The organism is Nostoc sp., assembly GCF_036917935.1.
In the GTDB taxonomy this organism is placed as follows: Bacteria; Cyanobacteriota; Cyanobacteriia; order Cyanobacteriales; family Nostocaceae; genus Nostoc.
Genome location: NZ_JBALEL010000062.1, coordinates 169,826 through 196,763 on the forward strand (window position 1 = coordinate 169,826; position 26,938 = coordinate 196,763).

The 26,938-nt window shown below is 43.3% G+C and carries 27 protein-coding genes; 17 read left to right on the forward strand and 10 right to left on the reverse strand.

Features of this window, described 5'->3' with window-relative positions; genetic code table 11:
- Positions 1–61: 61 nt before the first annotated feature.
- A complete protein-coding gene (dapF, locus tag V7K62_RS27360; protein ID WP_334869708.1) occupies positions 62–901 on the forward strand; it encodes a diaminopimelate epimerase in 840 nt (279 codons plus the stop codon).
- On the opposite strand, the gene V7K62_RS27365 is transcribed toward dapF, so the two are convergent.
- The 4 genes from V7K62_RS27365 to V7K62_RS27380 form a co-directional block, all read right to left on the reverse strand.
- Complete coding sequence (locus tag V7K62_RS27365; RefSeq protein ID WP_334869710.1) at positions 885–1,568, reverse strand: DNA-3-methyladenine glycosylase family protein; 684 nt, start codon at positions 1,566–1,568, stop codon at positions 885–887. The two genes, dapF and V7K62_RS27365, sit on opposite strands and share 17 nt — an antisense overlap.
- A complete protein-coding gene (gene ada / locus V7K62_RS27370; RefSeq protein ID WP_334869712.1) occupies positions 1,552–2,637 on the reverse strand; it encodes a bifunctional DNA-binding transcriptional regulator/O6-methylguanine-DNA methyltransferase Ada in 1,086 nt (361 codons plus the stop codon). The genes V7K62_RS27365 and ada overlap by 17 nt, the downstream gene beginning before the upstream one ends.
- Positions 2,638–2,736: 99 nt before the next feature.
- Positions 2,737–2,868 (reverse strand): hypothetical protein, encoded by a 132-nt coding sequence (locus tag V7K62_RS27375; RefSeq protein WP_334869714.1) that lies wholly within the window; start codon positions 2,866–2,868, stop codon positions 2,737–2,739.
- An 85-nt stretch (positions 2,869–2,953) separates the two neighbouring features.
- Positions 2,954–4,369 (reverse strand): AAA-like domain-containing protein, encoded by a 1,416-nt coding sequence (locus tag V7K62_RS27380; protein WP_334869716.1) that lies wholly within the window; start codon positions 4,367–4,369, stop codon positions 2,954–2,956.
- 58 nt (positions 4,370–4,427) lie between these two features.
- Between V7K62_RS27380 and V7K62_RS31675 the strand changes: the two genes are divergently transcribed.
- From V7K62_RS31675 to V7K62_RS27400, 4 genes are all read left to right on the forward strand, one after another.
- Complete coding sequence (locus tag V7K62_RS31675; protein WP_442937342.1) at positions 4,428–4,685, forward strand: hypothetical protein; 258 nt, start codon at positions 4,428–4,430, stop codon at positions 4,683–4,685.
- Positions 4,686–4,752: 67 nt separating this feature from the next.
- Positions 4,753–5,280 carry a hypothetical protein gene (locus V7K62_RS27390; RefSeq protein ID WP_334869718.1) on the forward strand — a complete coding sequence of 176 codons (528 nt, stop codon included), beginning with the start codon at positions 4,753–4,755 and terminating at the stop codon, positions 5,278–5,280.
- Between the two features lie 119 nt (positions 5,281–5,399).
- The gene (locus V7K62_RS27395) at positions 5,400–5,714 is read left to right on the forward strand and encodes a hypothetical protein (RefSeq protein ID WP_334869720.1); all 315 of its coding nucleotides are present in this window, start codon (positions 5,400–5,402) and stop codon (positions 5,712–5,714) included.
- A complete protein-coding gene (locus V7K62_RS27400; protein WP_334869722.1) occupies positions 5,704–6,072 on the forward strand; it encodes a pentapeptide repeat-containing protein in 369 nt (122 codons plus the stop codon). The genes V7K62_RS27395 and V7K62_RS27400 overlap by 11 nt, the downstream gene beginning before the upstream one ends.
- A gap of 621 nt (positions 6,073–6,693) precedes the next feature.
- Here V7K62_RS27400 and V7K62_RS27405 read toward each other — a convergent pair.
- Positions 6,694–7,707: a LysR substrate-binding domain-containing protein gene (locus V7K62_RS27405; RefSeq protein ID WP_334869724.1), complete on the reverse strand. Its 1,014-nt coding sequence runs from the start codon at positions 7,705–7,707 to the stop codon at positions 6,694–6,696.
- 256 nt (positions 7,708–7,963) lie between these two features.
- Between V7K62_RS27405 and V7K62_RS27410 the strand changes: the two genes are divergently transcribed.
- From V7K62_RS27410 to V7K62_RS27420, 3 genes are all read left to right on the forward strand, one after another.
- A complete protein-coding gene (locus tag V7K62_RS27410; RefSeq protein ID WP_334869726.1) occupies positions 7,964–8,674 on the forward strand; it encodes a cadmium resistance transporter in 711 nt (236 codons plus the stop codon).
- Between the two features lie 61 nt (positions 8,675–8,735).
- Positions 8,736–9,392 carry a hypothetical protein gene (locus tag V7K62_RS27415; protein ID WP_334869728.1) on the forward strand — a complete coding sequence of 219 codons (657 nt, stop codon included), beginning with the start codon at positions 8,736–8,738 and terminating at the stop codon, positions 9,390–9,392.
- 396 nt (positions 9,393–9,788) lie between these two features.
- Positions 9,789–10,217, forward strand: coding sequence for a YidH family protein (locus tag V7K62_RS27420; RefSeq protein WP_334869730.1), 429 nt, complete (start codon positions 9,789–9,791; stop codon positions 10,215–10,217).
- Positions 10,218–10,225: 8 nt separating this feature from the next.
- Here the strand turns inward: V7K62_RS27420 and V7K62_RS27425 are convergent, their stop codons facing one another.
- From V7K62_RS27425 to V7K62_RS27440, 4 genes are all read right to left on the reverse strand, one after another.
- Positions 10,226–10,948, reverse strand: a complete 723-nt coding sequence (locus V7K62_RS27425) for a class I SAM-dependent methyltransferase (RefSeq protein WP_334869732.1) — start codon at positions 10,946–10,948, stop codon at positions 10,226–10,228.
- A gap of 567 nt (positions 10,949–11,515) precedes the next feature.
- Positions 11,516–12,232: a pirin family protein gene (locus tag V7K62_RS27430; protein WP_334869733.1), complete on the reverse strand. Its 717-nt coding sequence runs from the start codon at positions 12,230–12,232 to the stop codon at positions 11,516–11,518.
- A gap of 333 nt (positions 12,233–12,565) precedes the next feature.
- Complete coding sequence (gene dps, locus V7K62_RS27435; protein ID WP_334869735.1) at positions 12,566–13,138, reverse strand: DNA starvation/stationary phase protection protein Dps; 573 nt, start codon at positions 13,136–13,138, stop codon at positions 12,566–12,568.
- 117 nt (positions 13,139–13,255) lie between these two features.
- A complete protein-coding gene (locus tag V7K62_RS27440) occupies positions 13,256–14,311 on the reverse strand; it encodes an aldo/keto reductase (protein WP_334869737.1) in 1,056 nt (351 codons plus the stop codon).
- Positions 14,312–14,387: 76 nt separating this feature from the next.
- On the opposite strand from V7K62_RS27440, the gene V7K62_RS27445 reads away from it, so the two are divergent.
- From V7K62_RS27445 to V7K62_RS27480, 8 genes are all read left to right on the forward strand, one after another.
- Positions 14,388–14,684 (forward strand): hypothetical protein, encoded by a 297-nt coding sequence (locus V7K62_RS27445; protein ID WP_334869739.1) that lies wholly within the window; start codon positions 14,388–14,390, stop codon positions 14,682–14,684.
- 79 nt (positions 14,685–14,763) lie between these two features.
- The gene (locus V7K62_RS27450; protein ID WP_334869741.1) at positions 14,764–15,183 is read left to right on the forward strand and encodes a thiol-disulfide oxidoreductase DCC family protein; all 420 of its coding nucleotides are present in this window, start codon (positions 14,764–14,766) and stop codon (positions 15,181–15,183) included.
- Between the two features lie 139 nt (positions 15,184–15,322).
- Positions 15,323–15,664, forward strand: a complete 342-nt coding sequence (locus V7K62_RS27455; protein ID WP_334869743.1) for a type II toxin-antitoxin system RelE/ParE family toxin — start codon at positions 15,323–15,325, stop codon at positions 15,662–15,664.
- Positions 15,654–16,763, forward strand: a complete 1,110-nt coding sequence (locus tag V7K62_RS27460) for a HigA family addiction module antitoxin (protein WP_334869745.1) — start codon at positions 15,654–15,656, stop codon at positions 16,761–16,763. The genes V7K62_RS27455 and V7K62_RS27460 overlap by 11 nt, the downstream gene beginning before the upstream one ends.
- Before the next feature lie 177 nt (positions 16,764–16,940).
- Positions 16,941–18,788 (forward strand): malto-oligosyltrehalose trehalohydrolase, encoded by a 1,848-nt coding sequence (treZ, locus tag V7K62_RS27465; protein ID WP_334869854.1) that lies wholly within the window; start codon positions 16,941–16,943, stop codon positions 18,786–18,788.
- A gap of 487 nt (positions 18,789–19,275) precedes the next feature.
- Complete coding sequence (treY, locus tag V7K62_RS27470; RefSeq protein WP_334869747.1) at positions 19,276–22,068, forward strand: malto-oligosyltrehalose synthase; 2,793 nt, start codon at positions 19,276–19,278, stop codon at positions 22,066–22,068.
- Positions 22,069–22,390: 322 nt separating this feature from the next.
- Positions 22,391–23,932, forward strand: coding sequence for a trehalase family glycosidase (locus V7K62_RS27475; protein WP_334869749.1), 1,542 nt, complete (start codon positions 22,391–22,393; stop codon positions 23,930–23,932).
- Between the two features lie 213 nt (positions 23,933–24,145).
- The gene (locus V7K62_RS27480) at positions 24,146–24,766 is read left to right on the forward strand and encodes a Uma2 family endonuclease (protein ID WP_334869751.1); all 621 of its coding nucleotides are present in this window, start codon (positions 24,146–24,148) and stop codon (positions 24,764–24,766) included.
- A 148-nt stretch (positions 24,767–24,914) separates the two neighbouring features.
- On the opposite strand, the gene V7K62_RS27485 is transcribed toward V7K62_RS27480, so the two are convergent.
- Positions 24,915–25,067, reverse strand: a complete 153-nt coding sequence (locus V7K62_RS27485) for a hypothetical protein (RefSeq protein WP_334869753.1) — start codon at positions 25,065–25,067, stop codon at positions 24,915–24,917.
- A gap of 452 nt (positions 25,068–25,519) precedes the next feature.
- Between V7K62_RS27485 and V7K62_RS27490 the strand changes: the two genes are divergently transcribed.
- The gene (locus V7K62_RS27490; protein ID WP_334869755.1) at positions 25,520–26,935 is read left to right on the forward strand and encodes a nicotinate phosphoribosyltransferase; all 1,416 of its coding nucleotides are present in this window, start codon (positions 25,520–25,522) and stop codon (positions 26,933–26,935) included.
- Positions 26,936–26,938 lie beyond the last annotated feature (3 nt).

A 26,938-nucleotide genomic window follows, 5' to 3' on the forward strand; every position in this document is an offset into this window, starting at 1 on the left:
AAGATGAACCTACAAGGCAAAATAAAGAGTAACTAATCCTTGATAATTCATCCTTAAGGAAATGGCAATCGAATTTACTAAGTATCATGGTCTAGGCAACGACTTTATTCTGATTGACAATCGCTCGTCATCTTTGCCTGTAGTGACTCCAGAGCAAGCCATCAAGTTGTGCGATCGCCATTTTGGTATCGGTGCTGATGGTGTCATTTTTGCATTACCCGGCGAAAATGGCACTGATTACACTATGCGAATTTTTAATTCTGATGGTTCAGAACCAGAAATGTGTGGTAATGGCATTCGCTGTTTAGCTGGCTTTTTAGCAGACTTAGAAGGGGAATCCCGGAATAAAGACTTATATCGCATTCATACCCTAGCTGGTGTGATGATTCCCCAAATCTTGCCTAATGGTCAAGTGAAGGTGGATATGGGTTTACCCAGGTTACTCGCTAGCGAAATTCCCACCACCCTTGCACCTGCCCAAGAAAAAGTTATTTCTCAGCCGTTGGAGGTGGCAGGGCAAACTTGGGATGTCACTTGTGTAAGTATGGGAAATCCTCACTGCATTACCTTTGTGGAAGATGTCGCAGCAATTGAGCTAGAAACCATCGGCCCCAAATTCGAGCATCACCCAGTTTTTCCCCAACGCATAAATACCGAATTTATACAAGTGGTACGCCGTGACTATTTGAAAATGCGGGTGTGGGAACGGGGTGCTGGGATTACATTAGCTTGTGGTACAGGTGCTTGTGCTTCCTTAGTGGCTGGTGTGTTAACGGGGAAATGCGATCGCGCCGCCACTATAGAATTACCTGGTGGCCCCTTGCAAATTGAATGGTCAGAAGTAGACCAACGGGTTTACATGACAGGCCCGGCCGAGCGGGTATTTACTGGGAAACTGTAACCGATTTAACATTGGCATTACTCAAGTAGTAGTGCCATAGAAGCCTTGCAGCAACGGCTCTCCACGGTCGCCAGTGCTGTGTCATTGCTTCTAGTTGTGCTGGTGTTGGACGCGTCGCCAAGTTTTTGAGTTTTTGGAAAGCGATCGCGATCGCTAAATCACCTTTAGGAAAGACATCAGGACGTTGCAGCGCCATTAACAAGTAAATATCAACTGTCCAGTCTCCGATACCTTTGAGACGCTTTAACTCAGTTCTGATCGTAGTTTCGTCCATTGTTTCCAGCTTGCTGAGGTCAAGCTGACCAGTTGCGTAGGCTTTGCCCGCCTTCGGCATCGCATTCGCCAATCCACGACAGTATAAAATCTTTTGCCGACTGAATCCAATCCCTCTTAATTGAGCATCATCTAATATCAGAAAGTTTTCTGGCGTTAAAGTTACAACAACCGCACATAAACGGTTAAATACAGCCCTTGCAGCTGCTACGGAAACTTGTTGTTCCAGAATTATGCACAGAAGCGTTGCAAAACCCGGTTCTCTTGACCATATAGGTGGAGATCCCAGTGTTTCTAAAATCCGAGCCAAATCGCTGTCAAGATTGGCAAGCACCAGCAAACCACGGGTCAGACTTTCTTCAGTCAGCGATTCTAGTTCAGGTGTTTGAGTCATCTTTGATAAATTTCGATTCTTGTATCAGCAGTTTTTGTTTGCGCTCAATTCCCCAGCGATAACCACCAAGACTGCCATCACTTTGCAGCACACGGTGACATGGTACAATCAGCGCGATCGGATTAGCACCGCAAGCATTACCCACCGCGCGGACTGCCTGGGGTTTGGCAATATCAGAGGCGATATCAGTGTATGTACGCGTTTCGCCATAAGGAATTTTTTGTAATGCTTCCCAAACCTGTTTCTGAAATGCCGTCCCACGGACATCAAGTGGTAAATCAAGATGTGCCTCGCCTCCCGCAATAAAATCGAGGATTGCTTGTATCCATTTTTTGTGTGTGTGATCATCACGCACGATGTGCGCTTGGTGAAATTCCTTGATCAAAATGTGTTCAAGCTTGTCTGCTTCATCACCTAGTTTAACGGCGCAGATACCCTTTTCTGTTGTTGCCACCAGCAAATATCCTAGTGGACATGGAGCGATCGCATAGACAATGCTGATTGTCTTTCCAGCTTGTTGGTAAGTCTTTGGTGTCATTCCCAGTTGTTTAGGTGCTTTCTCATACAGTTGACTACTTGAACCATACCCCGTATCGTAAACTGCATGGGCAATTTCCTCTCCTTGGTGTAAACGCTGTTTCAATCGTTGGCTACGCAGCGCATCTGCATATTGAAAAGGCGATACGCCAACTATTTGCTTGAATATTCTTTGTAGGTAACTGGGACTCATTTCAACTTCCGAACATAATTCCGAGAGGGTTGGAATGCGATCGCTTTGTGCTTCAATGTATCGACATGCTGCTAAGACTTTCGCTTTGGCGGGATTTGGAACAGTTTCAGATTCTGGCTGACAGCGCTTACAAGGTCGAAAACCTGCAATTTCAGCATCTTGTGCCGACTGGAAGAAACAAACTTGATTGCGATTTGGTCTGCGACTAGGGCAAATCGGTCGGCAATAAATACCCGTAGAGCAAACACTATAGAAAAACTTACCTTCAAAAGCGGAGTCTCGATTCAGAACTGCTTGCCAAAGAGTTTCTTCCAATACTGGTGTTTGTTGTAATTGCATTCATGCCTCCTTCAATATATTTTTATTAAGGAATTCATCTGTTCTAAATGAGAATAGATTACCTGTATCAAGAAGCTACTTTCTATCTGATTGTTGCGATCAAAGTCGGCGTTGATTGGAATTAAAACTACCATTGCAAGCAACTGCGATCGCCCGTACCTGACTCAGCGATGCCTGTCGAGTGGCATATAGTGTTGTGATCCCCAAAACGATCGCCGTAACTAGAGCCACACTTACCCCGGATCAGGAGTCGTCGCTGACAGCACGCGCTCTTTTGTTCAGTTGCCAATCTGTGCTTCAGTTTCTTTGAGCCGTTCTACTCCAGTTTTTGCTCGACTTCCCGACGTTCCAATTCTTGGCTGGCTGCTAAAAATCGATAGTCCAAATCGCTGAGACTTTTATGCTGAGTCCAGTTTAAGACCTCTTGTAACCCATTCCCCCGCAACAGGCGTGACTGATCTTGAAAGCCCGATGCTACCCAAGCATTGAATGGCTGTGAGTAAGGGCGCAAATTGTCTAACTGCCTTGACACCCATTCAGGATTGAAAATACTGCGGTAGATTGGATTTTTAATTCTGAGATAGCCGTTGTACTTCTCGACTAATCCCGATAGTAAAAGCTCTGTCTGTTCTCGGCTATCATCGGTAGGCACGGGAAATAGAAGAGGATGCGGAGACTGAGAGACATAAACACGCCAAGAGTTGCTAATATCTTCCCTTTCTCCCCTGATACCCACGTCCTCCGCTTGCAATACCTGCTGATAAAGAGCCAACAACCGTCCGGCTTGTTGTTGGTTAAAAAGTAAGCGTGAGCGAATAGTGCGGAGGTGTTCGGGTTCATCTTGTGATTCCCAGTCTTGGATAATGTGCGATCGCACCAATTCTTCTACCCAATACGCCTCAGTTTTTGGGGATAGGACAATTTTCTGCTCTGATGTCTTTAAGGCAGTTTGCAGAACTAACTGACAGAGTTTTTGAGTTAAAAACGGTTGTCCCCCTGTCCAGTAGATCACCTCTTGCAGTACCACTTCTGGTTGGCTGATTGCTTCCTTTAATCTATTTAGCAATGGGCTAGCTTCATACAATCGAAAGCCATATAACTCTATGGCCGTCCCAATGTTAAAAGGTGTCCGGCGTTTGTCAGCAATTAAATCAGATGGACTGGCGACTCCAAACAATGCAAATCCCAGACGTTGGAAATTCGGATCGTGTGTCTGCTGATTGTAGCAATGACGAATCCAGGCAAAAAAGTCATTGACCGGAAAATTCAAATTCAGTAAACTATCAATCTCATCAATGAAGATAAAAATGCCTTTGGCTTTGCCATCTGTTTCACAATCGCTCTTGACATTTGGCAGCAAAACTTCTTCAACAAACTGGTGTAGTTTTTGTACAGGAGAAAGACCTGCTTGCATATCCCACCATTGCTTAAAGTTGATCTGTTCCGCCAGATTTAAGGCGTAGAAAATGCTGACAATGATTCCCTTATACCATTGTGCTGATGTCGTATCCTCACTACCCAATTGAGTCGCGTCTAAGTAAACACATTTATAGCCTTCTGACTTGAGACGACGACTTATTCGCTGTAGTAGGGATGACTTACCCATTTGGCGAGAGTTGAAAACATAGCAAAAATCACCACCTTTTAGACTGGCATAAAGTTTTTCGTCTGCTTGACGCACAATATAGCTGGGATCGTCACTGTGGAGGCTACCGCCAACTTGGTATCTCATATAAAGTGTGATCAGAAAAAGAAGGAGTCAGAATTCAGGATTCAGAATACTATAATCCATGCCACACCGTCCTGTTTGCAAAGCGTCTCCTAGAGAAATGCCAGGAATAAGGTATAGAGTAGATGCGATGCCGTTCGCGGAGCGTCTCGTAGAGAAGGCGGGCTACGCCTACGCAGATGAAAAAACAGCGCAATGGTTTGCCTTTCCCAAAGACTATGATTTACTGATTTTAGATTGGATGTTGACCAAAGTTAGTGGGTTGGTTAAATCCCCCAAATTCCTCAAAGCAATTTCGTCTTTGTCTAACCATAGCTAACCTTGACCCGGAAAACATCGCAGATTACTTGAATAAGTACCAAAAGTCTGATAGGAAAACCATACTAATGAGAATTTGGACTACTGCTGTGCTAGCTTCTTTTTGGCTAATATCTGGAGTCATCGGTTCTGAGCCAATCAACGCTACTTCTGTTTTGGTAGAAAATACTACATCGTCTCCTGCGCCAGCGAATGCAAAACAGATTACTGTCAGTAACATCGAGTTTGGACTGAAGAGAGTTGATGCCAAAGGAAACGTTACCATTTTCCAGACAAAAAGAGTGCCACTTCAGGAAGGAAACACCTACGGATGGCGGATTAAACTCAAAGACTACCAAGGTGAAGTAAAATGGCGCGAAGTCTTGCGTTTACCAAAACCTCCAGAAACTTGGGGTACAGATAATGGTGAAGACTTCTCAATATCAGCAGACGGCACGACATCTGTAACACGGCGCACACAATCGGCTACAGAGGGTGTGATTGAGAATTTTTGGACGATCGCTCCTGGCGATCCAGTTGGTAGGCATAGAATAGAAGTCTATATTAATGACCGTTTGATCAGTACTTTCGAGTTTGAACTTATTCCAGTCAAGTAGATGTGAGGGATTGGGGATTGGGTATTAAGAAAACTTTTATCTAATCCCCAGTCCCCTATCCTCCACTGAAGCTGAGGAGTATCTTAGAGATAGAAGTTCAATCTTGTTGGGTGGCGATCGTGAATACAGAGGAATTCTTGCGATTGATCGAAAAGCAGCGCCCATGTCCTCAGACACTACCAAAAGGGCTGCAAGCAATGTGGTATGACCACAAAGGTGATTGGAACAAAGCTCATGAAACAGTTACAGATGCCAGCGATGCTGACAGTGCTTGGGTTCATGCTTACCTGCACCGCAAAGAAGGCGATTTGAACAATGCCCATTTCTGGTATCAACGCAGTGGTCAGCCAGAATTTTCAGGAGAACTAAGCCAGGAATGGGAACAAATAACTTCTGTATTGCTAAAGAAGGTCAACGTGACGCATGAATGCTGAAGAATTAAAAAGGCGTTTTGCCGCAGGGGAAAGATATTTTGCAGCCGTCAACTTGAGTAGGGACAAGTTGATTGAAGCCTATTTGCCTGGAATTAATTTATGGGGATCTGACTTGAGTGGAGTTAACCTAGCTAAAGCTAAACTCTGGGGAGCAGATTTGAGTAGAACTAACTTAGCCAAAGCGAATTTGACCAGAGCTAATTTGAGCGGTGCTAATCTGAATGAAGCAAATCTCCGGGGAGCAAAACTCAACTATGCCAAGTTGTATGGAGCGAATCTGACTGGCGCTTACTACGATGAAAGCACGCGGTTTTCTAGAGGTTTTGACCCCATAAGTAGAAATATGCGGAAGGTTTAAAGGGGATTGGGACTGGGGACTGGAGAAAAGCTCTGCAAGCGGATTTGATGTTACAGCGTTTTTAAATTCATCCGCCAGTCGTAGAGAATTGCTGCATTAATTCTCTACGCCTGAGGCCTTGATTCTTTCTGATTAAATTTGCGAAAGCATTAGACCTCTTGCATAAATCAAAAATAAAGAACCCCACCCCGCATTTGAGTAAAGCAAACGCTCCCCTCCCCGCTTGCGGGGAGGGGTTGGGGGTGGGGTGTTATGGACTTTTGCAAGAGGTCTATTGATCAAAGAACAAAAAGCGATAGTAGTTTAGCGATCGCAATCCTATTTGATTTGTGATAATTGCAACCCGCAGATTCCCGACAACTTTTACGAAGTCGGGGATCTGCGCGTTTGATTCTGAATTGCTATATAGCGTTTCCTAATCATATAAGGTACATTATAGTCCCCTCATCGCTTGCTCTTAGGGGGTTGGGGGTGGGGTTCTTGTATCTCACTCAAGCGAGAACCGCTATAGTATGTCGAACATAGACTGAAAGTAGCGAATGCCTGATCGTAGTGGAAGATAATAACTCTAAACTAATCGGCCCGATCTTTTCATCCTCTTTTTTTTGGCTAAGGTATTATTTAAATAACTGATTTTGAAACATGTTGATGTGAATCATCTAACATAGACGATATCAACATTTGTTCAAAGACTTTGGAAATAGCAGTTTGAAAACGCTGACGATGCTTGATTTTGAAAAAAGGTCGAACTATTTCTGCGTAGGCGTAGCCCGCCTTCTCTACGAGACGCTCCGCCTTCGGCATCGCACCGTTGCCTTCTCTGTTATCAATAACTCGAATTGCCCGCAGAGTCCCCAACTGGATTTCTTTTTTTACCATCAACTCAGAAATTCCAGTTGCGCCTACGCCATTTTCAATCGCGGCTTTTGCCATCTCACCACTGGTAAACACTAAAATTACATTCAGTTCGCTGAGGTTAATCCCCCAATTTTGCAACGCTTCCTCAAACCTTTGCTGTGTACCAGATTCCCGCACCCGCATCACCCAAGGAGTTTGAGTTAGTTGGCTTAAGTCAATTTCTCCCCACTCAAACCAAGGGTGTTTTTGACCGACCACAATTTGCAAGCGATCGCTCGCCACTATTTCGTACTCCAGAGTATTCTGAAGCGCTGGCTTTACATCTCCTTCCACCAAACCTAAATCAAACTGTCCCATCGCTGTGCCCACACAAATCGTTTCGGCATTGGCCAGGGTACAGTCAATCTGAATACCAGGATATTGACTCTTAAAGTCACTAATCTTACTTGGTAGCCAGTAGTTGCCAATTGTCAGACTCGAACCTAATTTCAATTCACCCCGTTGCAGATTGTTCAATTCTCGCAATCCCCTTTCTGTCAAGGAAACTTGATCGAGAATTTTTTGCGCTTCCACTTGCAGTAATTTACCCGCCTCAGCAATCTCGATATGGCGACCAATCCGATGGAATAGTTTCACTCCGTATTCTTGCTCTAGGTTGTGGATCGCTGCACTGACGGCAGGTTGTGTAATATAAAGCTCCTCTGCTGCGCGAGTAAAGTGTAAGTTCTGCGCCACAGCCAGAAATATTTTTAGCTGCTCAAGCGTCATTCCTGCCATTTATCGTATCCCTAAGACTTGGTGTCAAAATTTTAATCACTTCCATTTATCATTTTGACAAATAAAAGCATTTGATTCTATCGGTTAGTTTGACTAAAGTATAAATCAAGGCTTCGGCACGGACTCAAACGGCCAAGTAGAGAGCAGGGGGAGCAAGAATTTTAGATTTTAGATTGAAATTTAATCCAAAATCCTCAATCCAAAATCCCAAATTGAATTGCCCAATGCCCAAGCATGAAAATAAGGACATCAACAAATGAACGATTTAGTAACTGCCATTACCACAGGGATTACCGCATTCACTGCCACCAACATCGATGATATTGTCATTCTGACGTTGCTTTTTTCGCAAATAAGCAAAACGTTTCGCAGTCGTCACATCCTTGCTGGTCAGTATCTCGGTTTTGCAGCATTGATCATTGCTAGCCTTCCCGGTTTCTTCGGTGGACTAATCATACCGCAGGACTGGATTAGACTACTTGGTTTTATGCCAATAATCATTGGTGTGAGCAGTTTACTAAAACGCGAAGAGGATTCATCTGAGGAAGCCGAAGAAGAAACCGAGCCTTCTTGTCCCTCTATAGTTAAAAGTTTTATCTCTCCGCAAACTTGTAATGTCGCGGCGATCGCCTTTGCCAATGGTAGCGATAATATCAGCGTCTACGTACCCCTGTTTGCCAACTCAGAATTAGATAGTCTGCTGGTGATCCTAAGTGTATTCTTTACTCTGGTGGGTGTATGGTGTTATACCGCTTACAAGTTAACCTACTTGCCTGCGATCGCCAACTTTTTAACTGAAAATGGCAACACTTTTGTACCTTGTATCTTGATTGGTTTGGGCGTGTTTATTGTCACAGAAAATGTTACCTGGACTCTTTTATCTGTAGTATCTAGTTATATATTCTCATTAATTTTAGGTTTTAATATTCAGCCGTCGAGTCAAGAACAAGAAAAATTAATTGTCTAAAAAGAAGCCCATCAGGAATTCCCAACTACAAAATATTTTACCCATCAACAGGAATCAAAACATGAAAATCTGGAAATCTCTGCTAATTCTCTTAATGATTGTCGTTAATTTCGCCTTTGCTCAACCTTCCTTTGCTGATAGACCAAAATTTAGCAAAAACCCTGATTATATCGAAGTCACGAAAACACTTGATAAACTGACTCAAGCAAAAGAAGCCCAAACTCAAGTAGAAGGTGTCACACCAGAAGAAATTCAGCAGAAAATCGATGAGTTAACATTCCAAAAATATGCTTTAGAGACGGGAATCAATTGGGGTCAATGCGAAAACAAAACAGGTAACACCATAGCAGTATATGGCAAAAGACCAAATCAGGAAGAAGATGAAGATGCCATTTACGAGAACGATCTGTATTTTCTAGCTGATGGTCAGTCCACTAAAAATAATTGGGATTGTGATGGCTTCTATCTGCCAAATGATGCCACAATTGCAGGTTTAACCGCAGACGGGCAAGCTCAAGAATTTACAGAGGCAGTAGCTATTAAGATACCTGATGGCAGTAAGTTAGCGATTAAGACTAATCCAGATACTGCTGCAATTGAAATCAACGTTCCTAATGCTCAAATTGTCAAAGCTAACGAGGTTAACTGGTTTATCCCGAATGTATCACAGGCTATAATAGATACACGGGTTCCTAATGCGCCTACCATGAAGTCTTAAATCATTGAACACTAAACAGTTACTAGGCGTATGGTAGAAAATTTAGACTGATAACTGTTTATCGATTGTTCTCAATTTCAATAGGATGACAGCTAATTTCAGAGAAAAAACAGGACAAACACTGCTGAAAAATCTCTCTGAAATTGGCTGTTTTATTTATGAACCCTTATTACTTAGAGTTCCTATATACCATCAATTACGAATTCCGAATTATTCAGTCAGGCTTGTTTTATTTCGATATCTGCATTAAAATAAATTTTGTAAAAAATGTACAATCACAACAGGCATATTTCAGTAGCGCAACTATTGCGCTGGATGCAAGTCATCTGGAAGGAGATTTCCTACTACCTTCGGATTTTTTTGAGAAAAGCCGCTTTGGGGATAAGGGTGTTATTGATGCAGTTAAAATTGAAACCTACAGAAGAAGATAAAGATAAAAAAAAGCCAGGACGACTGAATCCGTCGAGAATTCGAGATCACTTGGCAAATGAGCGTACCTACCTCGCTTGGATGCGGACAGGGATCGCTCTTTTAGGTTTTGGTGTCGTCATCGTGCGTTTGCGTGCCTTCCAAGTACCTTTAATACCCCGTCCTGGTAACGGCTGGAAGTTAGGTTTAGTCTTCTCGCTAGTGGGTTTAATCACGGTATGGCTCTCAACAGTACACTATTTCGCAGTCCGTCGTGATATCGAAGAAGATACTTATGAACCAACAGACCGCTGGGTGTTGCTGTTCAGTCTCGCTGTGATGATTCTCGGCGCTGGGGTAATTTATTTTGTTTTTACAACTTCTTTAGATCCAATGAGTCCACTTATCCCTGAGTAATAATATTTTTAGAATCGTATTTTATACAACTCGAATAATTCCCCTGATTTCTGCGTCAGTATTTTAGCACCAGCCGCTTTAATCGTTTTTTCCCACTTAGCCAAAGGCTCTAAAAATACCTCAGCCCCCAAATAGGTTTCCAGAACTGCCCAATCTTCCGCTAAAGGCTGTTCTGGATTGAGGATGTCAAACACAAAATGTCCACCTGGTTTTAACACCCGCTTGACTTCTGCTAGTACATCATCCCAATATTCGAGGGGAAAATAGCAGCTGAATCCTGTAGCGATCGCTAAATCAAATTGCTCTGATGGATAGTTTAACTGATGAGCTGCTCCCAACTCAACACCTTTGAACAACTTAGAATTCAACTGCGGCCCACGAGAATTAAGGGTGTCGCGTGCCACATTACTGATTTCTTGCCCATGAAAAAATGCTTGCCAATCCCGCCAAGGATAAATTAAAAAGCTGATCCCGCAGCCAATATCTATACAGTGCTGGTTTTTTTGAGGTTTAGCAATTTCCCAAAAAGGGGAAGCAATTTTTCCTGCTAATATGCCACTAGTCCACTCGCGGAATATCGGCATCGCCTGTACTTCTGCTGGGAGTTCAAAGGTTTCACGTTGATACTCTCGATTAAAGCGATAAGCTATTTGGCCTAATCTTTCGTCCCAGTTGGTTGATTTGGCTGAACTAAAGAGATTTTGGAACTGCGAATCGGACTTTTTAGACATTAGATTTTTGCTGCTCTTTCTAAGGATTGTAGTCAAATTCGCTGTGCGATGGCGTAACCGCCCGCCGTACCACTTCGTGGAAGCAAGCTACGCGTAGCGTCTCGTAGAGAAGGCATCGCACCCCTATCGAATCTCCTGTCCGATTGTTCGATACAGTAAATTATTCATCCTCAATTTATAGTTCAATAGTTTAAAAATATTCTAATGAATTGACAATTAAGTTTTTTGAGAGTGCCTTTAAGTATATAGCGGTTCTCAGTTGAGTGAGATACAAGAACCCCACCCCCAACCCCCTCCCCGCAAGCGATGAGGGGGCTATGACGTACCTTGTATGATTAGGAAACGCTATAAGCAAACTTTCATTTTTAGTTGAGAGGATGTTTTAAAAGTGTTCGGCTGTAATTTTAGGCACTTATAGCTCCCCCCTAACCCCCCGATAAATTGGGGGGAATCGGAATCAAAGTCCCCCAATTTATGGGGGTATTTAGGGGGATCTAAAACGTATAGTAGGGTGGGCATTATAATGCCCACCCTACCAGCTAGCCTTTTAGCAAATCAGACTTAAAATTAGCCTAAATCGAAAAGCAAGATTTCGCCGCCGATGTTGGTGCTAATTTCTAGCTGTTCTTCGCCGTTGATTTGTACACCATCACCGGCTCTGAGTTCTTCACCATTTAAGTTGACTATGCCTTGGGCTATTTGTAACCAGGCATAACGACCGGGTTTGACTTGATAATTAACAACATCACCTGACTCTAAAACAGATGTATATAAATCAACATCTTGGTAAATTGTCACAGCACCATCGCGCCCATCTTTAGCAGCAATTAAGCGTAATTTGCCGCGCTTTTCTTCTAGAGGAAAAGCTTTTTGTTCATATCTTGGTGCTAACCCTTCTCGATCGGGAAGAATCCAGATTTGTAGCAAGTGTAGTGGTTCAGTTGGTGAAGGATTAAATTCACTGTGGCTGATTCCAGTTCCAGCGCTCATAATCTGGGCATCACCAGGGCGAATCACCGAGCCAGTACCCAAGCTGTCTTTATGCTCTACAGCACCTTCTAAGACATAGGTGAGGATTTCCATGTCACGATGGCTGTGGGTAGGAAATCCAGCACCAGGGGTGATGCGATCGTCATTAATCACTCGCAGAGAGCGAAATCCCATGCGGTTGGGATCGTAAAAACTACCGAAGGAAAATGTATGAAAACTATCGAGCCAGCCTGTTTTAGCATGACCGCGGGCATTGCGATCGTGAATTAAGTGGGTAATTGTATTTTGAGACATAAATTTACCTCGTTGTTAATTGTTTATAGTTAGGAGCCACTCAATTTTGGATTTTAGATTTTGGATTTTGGATTGAAGAAAAAATCTAAAATTGACAGAGTTACGAATCGAATGGATTTAGCATACCTTTTCGGTAATCTAATAACTTCTTTAAGTTGAAGTATTAATCTTGATGTCTCACTTGTCGAAAATATTTTTTAATTTTTCGACTTAGTTTTGAACTATTTCAATAGTAAAGTATATACATATAAATGAAAAGTACGCACTTAAAAGTGACGTACTTACTAAAAAGATACTAATAGATTTACGAAAGACTACTTTTCTCAAAAGTGCTTATTTTACACCAGCAGGGATCTTTTGAGTTTGAGTAATACCCGCTTTGCCATTCTCTGCCTTAATTTCTGCTACTTGCAGATGAGCTTCTAAGAACCAGAGTCGTTTGTCAATGGTGCGAGAAATTTCGGTGTAAAGGTCAGCAGTATCGAGGTCGCCTAATTCATCAGTTTTATCGATCGCTCCCCGGAGATGTTTACCATAGGATGCAAAGCGATCTGCCAACGCTGTCACATGGTCTTTGCCATCCAAAATATCTAAGGGGTATTCTGGCAGGATCGAATTACTAGCTGCGGCGCGAACTGTCCCGAAAGCGTATCCGCCTAAAGCTGTGACCCGTTCAGCCACCATATCGATGTACTCTTCCAATTCCCCTGCAATTTCATCAAATAATAGGTGTAGCTGATAGAAGTCGGTTCCTTTAACATTCCAGTGGGCTTGCTTTGCTTGGGTTTTCAGATCCGAAGTAGCTGCCAAGGTTTGGTTAAGAAGTACCACGATTTGCACTCGCGCTTCAGCGGGAATGTCAATGCGGGTGGGGTACAGACGTGATGAAATGGTGTTATCGCTCATGATTCTACGTTGTTAATGCCTTTTATATCTAACTTTACAGAATTGCAAGGCTGGGCGAAACTCTCTGGCGATGGATTGAATTAACGGCTGAATGTGTTACTGTATATGACTATCAGCTTAAATGCGATGATTTTTTATGGTATTAAATGTGCCACCGAAAAGGCGATCGCGAGTTCCATCATTCTGCAAAAAGTCATGGGGAAAACCAAGTTCAATTTGACTCACTTCATCTAACCGTTGCAAATTTTCTGGCGAGAGGCTGACTTCTATTGAAGCTAAGTTATCTTGAAACTGCGTTAATTTACGTGCGCCAATGATCGGAATAATCACACCACTTTGAGCGCGTAACCAAGCTAATGCTACCTGTGAAGGTGTATGGCCAATTTCTGCTGCAACTTGGCTGACAACTTGCGCGATCGCTAAATTCCGTTCGGAAATAGTTCCAAACATTGCATTTGCGAATCGTCCTTGTTCATCACCTGTTTGAGGAGGCTGATTATACTTACCTGTCAGCACACCCCCACCCAAAGGCGACCACGGTGTTACTGCCAAATCTAAAGCTTTTGCCATCGGGATCAAGTCCCGTTCGGGTGTCCGCTGAATCAAACTATACTCAATTTGCAGGGCGATAAACTGCGTCCATCCTTGGTATTGGGCGATGGTATTTGCTTGGGAAACGATCCAAGCAGGGGTATCAGAAATGCCGATGTAAAGTACTTTACCTTGACGGACTACATCATCAAGCGATCGCAAGACTTCTTCAATAGGTGTTGTAAAATCCCAAGCGTGTAACCAGAATAAATCAATGTAATCGGTATTCAGCCGTTTCAGGCTACCTTCTAAAGACTGAATTAAGTTCTTGCGATGGTTTCCACTACCGTTAGGGTCGCCCTTCTTCTCAATCATCATTTGCAAGGGAAAGGAATATTTTGTCGCAACTACAAAGCGTTCCCGTTCTTTAGCGATCAACTCGCCAACAATTTTTTCACTGCTACCATCGGTGTAACCGTTGGCGGTGTCAATGAAATTTCCCCCTGCTTCTACATAGCTATCAAAGATTTTACGACTTTCGTCAGCAGATGCACCCCAGCCCCAATCTTCACCAAAGGTCATGGTTCCCAAGGAGAGTTCAGAGACTCTTAACCCGCTTTTGCCCAAGAGTTTATATTTCATGAATATTTTCTCATTAATGAAAAAAACGATGTAAATACCATTCCAAAGGCATGATAACTGGAAACTGAAACAATGTTTGAGGACAAGCCCTTTAGTTTTTGTATTGTTGTGCTATTTAAATGCGATCGCTTGCATTGTGAATGCGACCTCTTGTATTGTGAATGCGACCTCTTGCATTGTGAATGCGATCGCTTGCATTGTGAATGCGATCGCTTGCATTGTGAATGCGATCGCTTGCATTGTGAATGCGATCGCTTGCATTGTGAATGCGACCTCTTGCATTGTGAATGCGATCGCTTGCATTGTGAATGCGATCGCTTGCATTGTGAATGCGACCTCTTGCATTGTGAATGCGATCGCTTCCAAAAATTAACCCACCTTTCCTCTACTTTAGAATGGCAGTCGCTACAATAAGCCTACGTCAAGTCAAAACAAGACATAATGTTATTTATATGAATTACTACGTAATCTACGACGGGAATTGTAATCTCTGCGTTACCCTAGTGCAATTGCTAGAAACCCTAGACCAAGGAAAGCTGTTTCGCTACAGTCCCATCCAAGATGAGCAAACACTTTTACAGTGGGGAATTTCAGCCCAAGATTGCGAACAGGGAGTGATTTTAATTGATGGCAATGAACCTCAGAGACGTTGGCAAGGCAGTAATGCAGCAGAAAAAATTGGGTGGTTATTGCCAGCAGGAAGTATATTTGTAGATGCTTATCGAGCATTACCGGGGATGAAATGGGCAGGCGATCGCTTTTACGAACAAATCCGCGATAACCGCTATGCACTCTTTGGTAAACGTTCTAATACCTATCAATCATCGTACTGTGTTGATGGTAGCTGCAAAACAGGTAATGAGCAATTTTGAGCCTGAGCTAGCTTTAGTACATAAGTTCTAGTATTCAATAAGATAACCCTCATTTCCGGAGGATTACTATCATTTTTGAGTTTCGAGTTTAATATATTGTTAACCCTTAAGGTTAACAATATATTATGATGGTGGTATAATGGATATTGTATTTGAGAACAGTAAATTTGAACAAGAGTGCAATAACCAACGGCTTCTAGTAAAAAATCATGGTGCAGATAGAGCAAAACGTATCCGACAACGGCTAGATCATTTACGTTACTATGCCAACGTACTTGAGGATATGCGAAATCTCCCTGGACGTTGCCATGAATTGCTTTATGATCGGGCAGGTCAATTATCGCTCGATTTGGATCATCCATATCGGCTTATATTTGAGCCAGCAGATGAACCAATTCCTACCAAATTAGATGGTGGTATCGACTGGAGTCAAGTAACTGCCGTGAGAATAATCGGCGTGGAGAATACACATGGGAAGTAAGATCCAAAATCAGTATAATCCAGATTACGTTTCTCCTCCTGGGGACACTCTGCTAGAAGTTCTGGAAGAACGGGGGATGACCCAAGCAGAACTGGCGGAACGGACTGGAAGACCAAAAAAAACAATTAACGAAATTATTAATGGTAAAGCAGCAATTACCCCTGAAACTGCATTACAGCTAGAACTTGTATTTAATATATCAGCTAGTTTTTGGAACAATCACGAACGACGATACCGGGAATTTTTAGCGCGACAGGAAGAACAAGAGCGTTTAGAACAGCAAGTATCGTGGCTGAAAGAAATTCCTGTTACAGCCATGATTAAGTTTGGCTGGATTCGCCAATATCGGGACAAAGTTGAGCAGCTGCGGGAGGTGCTAAATTTTTTCGCCGTCGCCTCCCCTGAAAATTGGGAGGGAATATGGTTGAACACTCATATAAAATTTCGTAAATCTCAAGCATTTCAAAGTGATTTTGGTGCTATTACCGCTTGGCTGCGTCGAGGAGAAATTGAAGCTTCTGAGATTGCTTGTGTCCCCTATGATGCCAATAAATTTCGGGAAGCACTGCAAAAAATCCGCGCTTTAACTGTGGAACCACCAGAAATTTTCCAGCTAAAAGTAGAGCGACTGTGTGCAGAAGCTGGTGTCGCTGTAGTTTTTGTGCGACAACTTCCTAAAACGCGAACCAGTGGAGCAACTCATTGGTTGAATGGTGACAAAGCGCTGATTCAACTCAGTCTGCGCTACAAGACTGATGACCATTTATGGTTTACTTTTTTCCATGAAGCTGGTCACATTTTGCTGCATGGTAAGCGTGATTTCTTTCTTGAGGGTACAGGTGTTGCATCTGTCAATGATCAAGAAAAGGAGGAACAAGCAAACAAATTTGCTGCGGATATACTCATCCCCCCTGCCAATTTGAAAACATTTCTGGCATCAGTTCAACAATTCAGTAAAGCAAATATTATTCAGTTTGCTGCTGAAATCGGCATTGCACCGGGGATTTTAGTTGGTAGACTTCAGCACGATAATTTATTACCGCCTAGTCACTGCAATGACCTCAAACAAAAGCTTGAGTGGGTGTTAGATGATGAATAGCTAATTAGATAGACTTTTTCGGTACAAAAATCCGCCTCCAGATGCTAGCTAAAAGCCCGTTAGACCAACCATCATGCTATCTTGGCGTGTTTGTAAACATTGTGCAATCAATGACATTTGCGATCGCGCCACGATTTGGCACAACAAACTGAACTGGAACTGATGGGAGGATACTGCGTGAGAATTGGTGCTAACTACTTGGGTGACGGAGAGTGTGAATTTACAGTTTGGTCTCCGCTATTAGATAGCGTTACGGTACAAATTTTGACGCCAGAACAGCAGTTAATTCCTCTCAAGCCTCAGTCTGAGGGATACTGGCACACGAAGATAAACGATGTGTATCCAGGTACGCTTTATCGGTATGTCTTGAATGGCCAAGACACCTTTTCTGATCCGGCGTCGCAGTATCAACCGGAAGGGGTACATGGGCCGTCGCAAATTGTCGATCATCACTTTGAGTGGACTGATGAAGGATGGGCGGGTATTCCTGTGGAGTCGATGATTTTTTATGAACTCCATGTTGGTACATTCACGCCAGAAGGAAGTTTCACCGCGATCATTTCCCGTTTACCGGAACTGAGGGAACTGGGAATTAACGCCATTGAAATCATGCCTATCTCCCAGGTTCCGGGAGACACTCATATTGAGGCAACGCTTGCATATCGCAACTGGGGCTATGATGGCGTTTATCCTTTTGCTGTCCAAAATTCCTACGGTACTCCAGCCGAACTCAAGCAACTGGTAAATGCTTGCCATCAACACGGTATCGCCGTTGTGCTGGATGTGGTGTATAACCACTTTGGGCCAGAAGGCAACTATATGAGTCAGTTCGCGCCCTACTTTACTAAAACCTATAAAACGCCGTGGGGCGAAGCAATGAATTTCGACAATGCCCATAGCCAGGGTGTGCGAAATTATTTTATCCAAAATGCGCTTTACTGGTTGCGCGAATTCCATATAGATGCATTGCGGCTGGATGCTATTCAAGCAATTTACGACTTGGGGGCGAAGCATTTTTTATGGGAACTGGCGGAAGCAGTTGATCATTTTTCACAACAAGGGCAAAAATGGAAGCGCCATTTAATTGCCGAAAGTGACTTGAATAATCCCCAAATAATTCGTCCGGCAGAATTGGGTGGATATGGACTCGATGCTCAATGGAGTGATGATTTTCACCACGCATTGCATACACTGTTGACAGGCGATCGCCAAGGATATTATCAAGATTTCGGCAAATGTGCTGATTTGGCAAAAGCTTATAGTGATACTTTTGTCTACGATTGGAAATACTCGCCCGATCGCAAACGATTTCATGGCATATCTTGCAGCGATCGCTCTTTATCACAGTTTACAGTCTGCATTCAGAATCACGATCAAATCGGCAATCAAATGAAAGGAGAACGCCTCAGTCAGCGGATCTCTTTTGAAGGATTAAAGTTAGCCGCTGGCGCTGTGCTGCTGTCGCCCAACTTACCCCTGTTATTCATGGGAGAAGAATACGGCGAAACTGCACCCTTTATTTACTTTGTCAGTCACTCCGATCCCGATTTAATTCAAGCAGTTCGAGCCGGACGCAAAGAAGAATTTGAAGCATTTCACTATGCAGATGATCCCCCAGATCCAGAATCTCCAGAAACTTTTCTGCGTTCTAAACTTAATTGGCAATTACGCAATAATGGTAATCACAAAGTTCTGTGGAATTGGTATCGCCAGTTAATTAATTTACGGAAGACACATCCAGTTCTTCTCAACCAAGACCGCAAGTTCATCGAAGCGACTAGCGATGGAGACAAGCAGTTGGTCATCGTGCGGCGTTGGTGCGAATCAAGTGAACTAATATTTGTGATGAATTTCAATTCGTCGCCGGTGACAGTGACTCTGCCGTTTGAGCAAAATGCTAATAAATTGTTAGACTCTGCCGATACCTCATGGTCTGGGCATGGTTCTGAAGCTGCTGAACATCTGTCTGTGGGCCAAGAAGTGAAATTGCAACCTACTAGTTTAGTACTCTATGAAAAAGGATGAGGGGGAGAGTTAGAACTTAAAGTTTCAGCCTCATAACCTCAAGTTTCAAGCTAAAAGGTTGAACGTTCAAGCTAAAAGGCTCAACGTTCGAGCTAAAAGGTTGAACGTTCAAGTTAAAAGGTTGAACGTTCAAGTTAAAAGGTTGAACGTTCAAGCTAAAAGGTTGAACGTTCGAGCTAAAAGGCTCAACGTTCGAGCTAAAAGGCTCAACGTTCGAGCTAACAGGTTGAACGTTCGAGCTAAAAGGCTCAACGTTCGAGCTAAAAGGCTCAACGTTCAAGCAAAAAGGCTCAACGTTCAAGCAAAAAGGTTCAAACTCCTCTACCTCTCAATAGGTTTCAGATAAGATCCCCCCGCCTGCGGCGACCCCCTTAAAAAGGGGGTCAAAATCAGAAAAAGCCCCCCTTTTTAAGGGGGGTTGGGGGGATCTCCGAGAGACAAACATTTTAACCGAACCCTATTCCCCATCTCTCATTAGAATAAACTCATGCGAATTCCTACCGCCACTTATCGAATTCAGTTTACACCTCAGTTTGGCTTTGACAACGCTAAAGCGATCGCAGCTTATCTAGCAGATTTGGGTATTTCCGATTTATATGCCTCCCCCATCTTCAAGGCCCGATCCGGGAGTACGCACGGCTACGATATAGTAGATGCCACTCAACTTAACCCAGAATTGGGAACTAATGAATCCTTTGATGCATTAGTTGATGAAGTTCAATCTCTTGGTATGGGCTGGTTACAAGATATTGTGCCCAACCACATGGCCTATAGCAGCGAAAACGATTACTTGATGGACGTATTGGAACACGGGCCAGATTCCAGCTATACCGACTACTTTGACCTTTCTTGGAATGCTCCCTTTGGCGATCGCCAAGAGCGGATTCTCGCGCCACTACTGGGAGATTTCTATGGTGCATCCCTGGAAAACGGACACATTCAACTGCAATACGAAGAAAACGGTTTAACTGTCAACTATTACAGCTTAAAACTGCCACTCCGGTTAGAGTCTTACACAAAATTTATCACCCATAATTTAGGTAAACTCACCCGCACACTAGGACGCAATCACCCCGATTTTATTAAGCTATTGGGAATTCTGTATATTCTGAAAAATGTGCCCTCAGAAGTGGCGGGTAAACAGCGACAAGACCAAATCGCATTTATTAAAGGATTGGTTTGGGAACTATACACCGCAAACGATGCCATCCGCGAGTTCATTGACGAAAATATCCAAACTTTCAACGGCGAAGCGGGTAATTCCGAAAGCTTTAACCTCCTAGATGAATTACTGAATGAGCAGTTTTATCGTCTCGCTTTCTGGAAGGTTGGCGCAGAAGAAATGAACTACCGCCGTTTCTTTACTGTCAACGAACTAATTTCCGTTAAAGTTGAAGAAATACGAGTTTTTAATAATACCCATAGCCTAATTCAAAAGCTAGTTGAGGAAGGCAAATTTACAGGTTTACGCATTGACCATATTGATGGACTTTATAACCCAATTCAATATCTCGAAAGGCTGCGGGAGAAGACGGGAGATGTTTATATCACCGTCGAAAAGATTTTAGAAATCACTGAAGAATTGCCGGAGAATTGGAAAATTGAAGGGACATCGGGATACGACTTTTTGAACTATGTAAATGGCGTATTTTGTCAAACAGAAAATGAATCGCAGTTCGATAAAATTTACTATAACTTTATCGGCTCACGAGTGGATTATGCATCAGTAGTGAATGGTAAAAAACACCTGATTTTGGAAAAGAATTTAGCAGGTGATATTGACAATTTGGCTCTGTTGTTAAAGAATATTTCCAGCAAATATCGCTATGGAAATGATTTTACGCTAAATGGATTAAAAAGAGCGATCGCTGAAGTTTTGACACTGTTCCCGATTTACCGTACCTACATTACCCCCGATGGCATTGGAGATAGCGATCGCGCTACCATTCAAAAAGTAATTAGCCAAGCCAAAGAACAAACGCCCCTGTTGCAGCACGAACTAACCTTTATTGAAAAGTTAATGCTGCTAGAGTTTGATAATTCTCTAACTCAAACAGAACGCGAACAGTGGATATATTTTGTCTTGCGAATGCAGCAATACAGCGGCCCGTTAATGGCAAAAGGTGTAGAAGACACCACATTATATGTTTACAATCGCTTGCTGTCGTTGAATGAAGTCGGGGGTAATCCTGGTCATTTTGGGATTTCAGTAACCAAATTTCATGCCTTTAACCAACAGCACCAAGCAGCCTGGCCTCACACCATGAACACCACCGCCACTCACGACACCAAACGCGGCGAAGATGTGCGGGCCAGGTTGAATGTCCTTTCAGAAATCCCCGATGAGTGGGATCAGCAGGTAAATACTTGGAGTGCCATTAATCGAGGACATCGTAGCCATCGCCAAGGGTTCGCTATACCCGATCGCAACGATGAGTATTTTCTCTATCAAACCCTAGTGGGGGCGTTTCCTTTTGCGGAACACGAACATGCATCCTTCGTGGAACGGGTGAAGGACTATATAATTAAAGCAATTCGAGAAGCTAAGGTGCATACAGCCTGGTTACGACCTGATAGCGAGTATGAAGAAGCCTGTACTTCCTTTATTGAGAAAGTACTCGATCCTGCCATCTCCGGGGAGTTTCTAGAAGCCTTTCGTCCCTTTCAACAGCGAATTGCAGACTATGGAATATTTAATTCCCTTTCCCAAACTCTACTAAAGATTACCGCACCCGGTGTACCCGATTTATACCAGGGAACGGAACTTTGGGAACTGAGTCTAGTAGATCCAGACAATCGCCGTCCCGTGGATTTTGAACAGCGACGTACTTACTTAAGCGCCATCCGCGAACAGGCAAAAACAGATATTCTCGGACTAATTCAGGAGTTACTGAACGACAAAACAGACGGTAGAATCAAACTGTTTTTAACGGCTCAATTACTCCAAGCTAGAACCAACTATGTCTCATTATTCCAGGATGGCGATTATTTGCCGTTAGAAGTTCAGGGAACCTACGCCAATCACATTATCGCCTTTGCACGGCGGGAGGGGAATCAAACAGCGATCGCGATCGCGCCCCGCTTTTTAACTAGCCTCATCCAGGCTGGAGACAATCCCTTGGGCGAGTCAGTTTGGCAAGATACGCATCTGCAATTACCCTCTGGAACTTCTGACACCTGGAAAAACGTCCTAACTCAGGAATCCTTAAAGTCTACAGAAACCTTATCTATCGCAGCAGCCCTAGCCCATTTTCCAGTTGCGTTGTTAGTCAGTAATTAAGGGGTATTGGGCAAAAGAGGCAGAGGGGAAAAGTGTAGAGGGCAGAGGGGAAAACTCTTCTGCCTTACTCCCTTGCTCCTCATCCCCCATCTAGCCGGATCAAGGTGATATGTAAATTGAATTTCGTATTTGTTCAACTCAAATCTTCACTTGTTCCTTTAAAATTCTGAAAATTCCAAGTACTGATCTCGAAGTTGCGAGTTCTGAGCTAGTAATGAAATAGAAGTTGCAGTCTCATCCAGACTCACCTTGATAGCGCTACTCTCTGTTTTAGTCCTTAGTCTCTATTCCCCAGCCCCCATTTTGAATTTTGAGATGAATTATGACTACTCCAACTCCAGCTTATACCGACACTCCACCAGCACTTACCACCGAGCAGATTGACGCCGTGCGCGTCCATATCAAAAAAACGTGGAAAACTTTAACGCGATCGCACGAACACTTGTTACAATCTGCCAAGGATACCAAGCTAGCCCACAAAAAAGACACTCCTTGGATAGTCTACATTTCACCCTCAGAAGATTGTCCCAATATTCAGACTGTGTTGGAGCGATCGCTATCTTCAAAAGATATGCAACAGCTAGAAATTCGCACTTTGCCCTCGGAAGTCGAAGCGATTAAAGAGCATGGGTTACTATACCTACCAGGGCCTTATGTCGTACCAGGTGGACGCTTCAATGAAATGTATGGCTGGGACAGCTACTTTATATTACTAGGACTTTTGCACGATGGAGAATTGGAGTTAGCCGAAAGCCAAGTTGAGCAATTGCTGTACCAAGTGCAACATTACGGCACCATCCTCAACGCCAACCGGACTTATATGCTGTCGCGATCGCAGCCTCCAGTCCTCAGTATGATGGTTTTGGCGTTATTCCAGCACACCCAAGATGAAGAGTGGTTGAAGGCAACCGTACCGCTGTTAGAGCAATTTTACTATTACTGGGTAGTTCCGCCCCACCTAAATGCTGCAACCGGCTTATCTAGATTTTATGCTTTTGGGGAAGGCCCCGCGCCAGAAGTTTTGTTTTCCGAGCGAGATGAAGAGGGAAAAAGCCACTACGATCGCGTCAAGGAATATTACCAAACCTTTGAGGTTGAGGATTACGATGTCGATCTTTACTACGATCGCGAAAATGACCAACTGACCAATCTATTTTATAAGGGCGATCGCACCATGCGTGAGTCCGGTTTTGATATCACCAACCGATTTGGCCCTTTCAGTGCTGATATCCTTCACTACGCTCCTGTATGCCTCAACAGTTTGCTGTATCAGGTGGAACAAGACTTGGGGCAAATTAACGAGATTTTGGGGAACGAACAACTGCAACAACAATGGAACGATCGTGCAGATATGCGCCGCGATCGGATCGATCAGTTTCTCTGGGATGAAAAGCAGGGATTATATTTAGACTACCATTTCCAGAGTGGAAAACGGCGCGGCTACGAATTTGCTACCACCTTCTATCCTCTGTGGCTGGGAATTGCTTCTCCAACCCAAGCCCGGCGAGTGGCGGAAAATCTCTCTTTGTTTGAAGCCCCAGGCGGAATTTTGACCAGTACTCATGTCACCGGAAACCAGTGGGATGCACCTTTTGGCTGGGCACCATTGACGTTAATTGCCGTCCAGGGACTTCACCGCTATGGGTATCATACAGAAGGCGATCGCATTGCCAATAAATTTCTCGCTATGGTAGTTAAAGAATTCCAGCGTCACAATACCCTAGTTGAGAAATATGATGTCGAACGCTGTTCTGCTAACGTTTCCGACGATATTTCCTTTGGATATAGTTCCAACGAAGTTGGTTTCGGCTGGACAAATGGAGCGATTCTGGAACTCTTAGCGATCGGTGGGAAAAAAGTTTAAATAAAAAGGCGTGACGTTAAACCTCACGCCTTTAGCTTTGAAAGATTTAACGTAAGTATTTCTCAAAAATTGAAGAATATGCCAAACAATTATTAAAGAATTTAAGATATGAGGAAGAATGTATACTAAAGGAGCTACATGAACGACTTCAATCTGTTGGGTGAAAGAATTAATTGGGAATTAGCAAGCAGCAAATTATGAGGAATAATCACAATGGTTGAATCAGCCTCAAAAATTCTAACCGTTGATGAATTTATTAACCATTACGGTGAGTGCGATCGCTATGAACTAATTGATGGTGAATTAATTGAGATGGAACCAACCGGGCCACACGAGCAAGTATCTGCATTGATTGGGCGAAAGCTGAATGTAGAAATTGAGCGTCAGGATCTAAGCTACTTTATTCCCCATCGCTGTCTAATCAAACTCTTAGGAACAGAAACAGCTTTTCGTCCCGATGTGATTGTGTTAGACCAAACTCAATTAATTAATGAACCATTATGGCAACAAGAACCTGTAATTACATCAGGAAACTCAATAAAACTGATTGCTGAAGTTGTCAGCACCAACTGGCAGAACGATTACGCCCGTCAAGCCGAAGAGTACGCCCTGTTAGGAATTACTGAATATTGGATTGTTGATTATTTAGATATTGGTGGCAGAGAATATATTGGTAAACCCAAACAGCCAACGGTGACAATTTGCAACCTAAGAGAGGATGAGTATCAAAAACAATTATTTCAAAACAACGATCGACTTATCTCCTTAATCTTTCCCAACTTACAACTAACGGCACAACAAATATTTTCGGCTGGACAATCTGTTGCTAAGTAGTTTATGTCAATCGCAACGCAACTATAGCAATCCTATTTGATTGGTTCTCCACTGAGAAAATCAGATCCCCGACTTCTTCAATAAGTCGGGGATCTTTTTGTTCATAAATATTTTTCACATGCCGTCTCAGCACCTACTATATCAGCACCTAATTATTATCATCTTTACGCTTATCATAAGGCTCACCTGTAAAAGGTTGTACGCCAATAACAGGATAAGCATCATCATTAGGCCCAAAAATCCGCATTGCAGCTTCCGAAATATACTCAGTTATCTTCGCAATGATTTGGGAAATAGCCATAAGATTGGACTCCTTATTTTCGAGTCGCTTTGATTGTGATGTCTATACTGTAATGCGAATATTCAAAGCTGGCTCTAATTCCCAATATATTGAGAATATATGCAATGTTTATTTAGATAACTTCGCAATACTTTAGCTTGTCAAAAAATCAAATTTTTCTCTTTGATTCTAATTGTAACATAGTTATTTCTTCAACCCCCGTCTGCAAAAGAGACTGGCAAACAAACTTTCTCTGACAGGATATTGTTTCTTTTCATTAGCCGCCTGATTCGATTAACACTATTGCTAGCTATTACTATTAAAAAATATTAAGTATTTTATAAAGCTAGTATTAACTTCCCTATAAATCTACTGTTCTACGGCAATCTCTAAAATATACTTGCCAGGAGTTGACATTATTTATGGTAAATATTACCATAAATAGTAGAAGCATCTTGTAAGGAAGCTCTTGCATGACAACTTTGCCAGATTTGGACTATGTATATAAACAGCAAAGCCAGCAGAACCAGGAACTAAACCTATCTGCGGATGATTACAGCTTGCTGACCGACCTTTATCAGTTGACGATGGCAGCTTGTTACACAGGCGAAGGTATAGAACAACGACGGGCAAGCTTTGAATTGTCTGTCAGACGATTGCCAGAGGGTTTTGGTTATTTGATTGCAATGGGGCTGACACAGGCATTGGAATATTTAGCCAAATTCCGCTTTAGTTCCGCGCAAATTGCGGCATTACAGGCAACGGGAATTTTTGCTCACGCAAGCGATCGCTTTTGGTCACTATTAGCTGAGGGAAAGTTTACGGGTGATGTTTGGGCAGTACCAGAAGGGACAGCCGTATTTGCCAATCAACCACTGTTACGGGTGGAAGCACCCCTTTGGCAAGCGCAACTAGTGGAAACTTACCTGCTGAATACGATTAATTACCAGACTTTGATTGCCACAAAAGCAGCACGGTTGCGGGATGTCGCGGGGGAATCAGCAACACTTTTAGAATTTGGCACAAGACGAGCATTTAGTCCCCAGGCTGCTTTGTGGGCGGCGCGGGCGGCCTTGGCAGGTGGGTTAGATTCCACCTCCAATGTGTTAGCAGCGCTACAACTGGGACAAAAGCCAAGTGGTACGATGGCGCACGCCCTAGTGATGGCGTTGTCAGCAATAGAAGGCACTGAAGAACAAGCTTTTAGTGCATTTCATCGATATTTTCCGGGTGCGCCATTGCTGATTGATACTTACGATACCATTGCTGCTGCCCAGCGCTTGGCCGAAAAAGTAAATTCTGGGGAAATGCAATTAACAGGAGTGAGATTGGACTCAGGAGATTTAGTTACCTTATCAAAACAGGTGCGATCGCTCCTTCCCGGTGTGCCAATTTTTGCCAGTGGCGACTTAGACGAGTGGGAAATTGCCAGATTAAAAGCTGCTGGGGCCGAGATTGATGGTTACGGATTGGGAACGCGACTAGTTACAGGTTCGCCCGTAAATGGAGTTTATAAACTTGTAGACATTGATGGCATTCCAGTGATGAAGCAGTCAAGTGGTAAAGTTACTTATCCAGGACGCAAGCAGATTTTTCGCTCGTTTACCGGAGGTAAGGTAACAGCAGACAGGTTGGGACTCTTAGGTGAAAGTCTTCTGGATGAAGAACCTTTGTTGCAGTTGGTAGTACAGGAGGGTGAACGGGTGCAGCCGTTGGATTCGTTGGCAACAATTCGTCAGCGTACCGCCGCCTCGGTTGCCAGTTTGCCAGAACAGACACGGCGTTTGGATCATCCTGTTTCGGTGCAGGTGGAGATTTCTGCCGCACTGCAAGAGTTGACGGAAGAAACTAAGAAACGAACCGCAAAGGACGCAGAGGACGCAAAGTAAGAT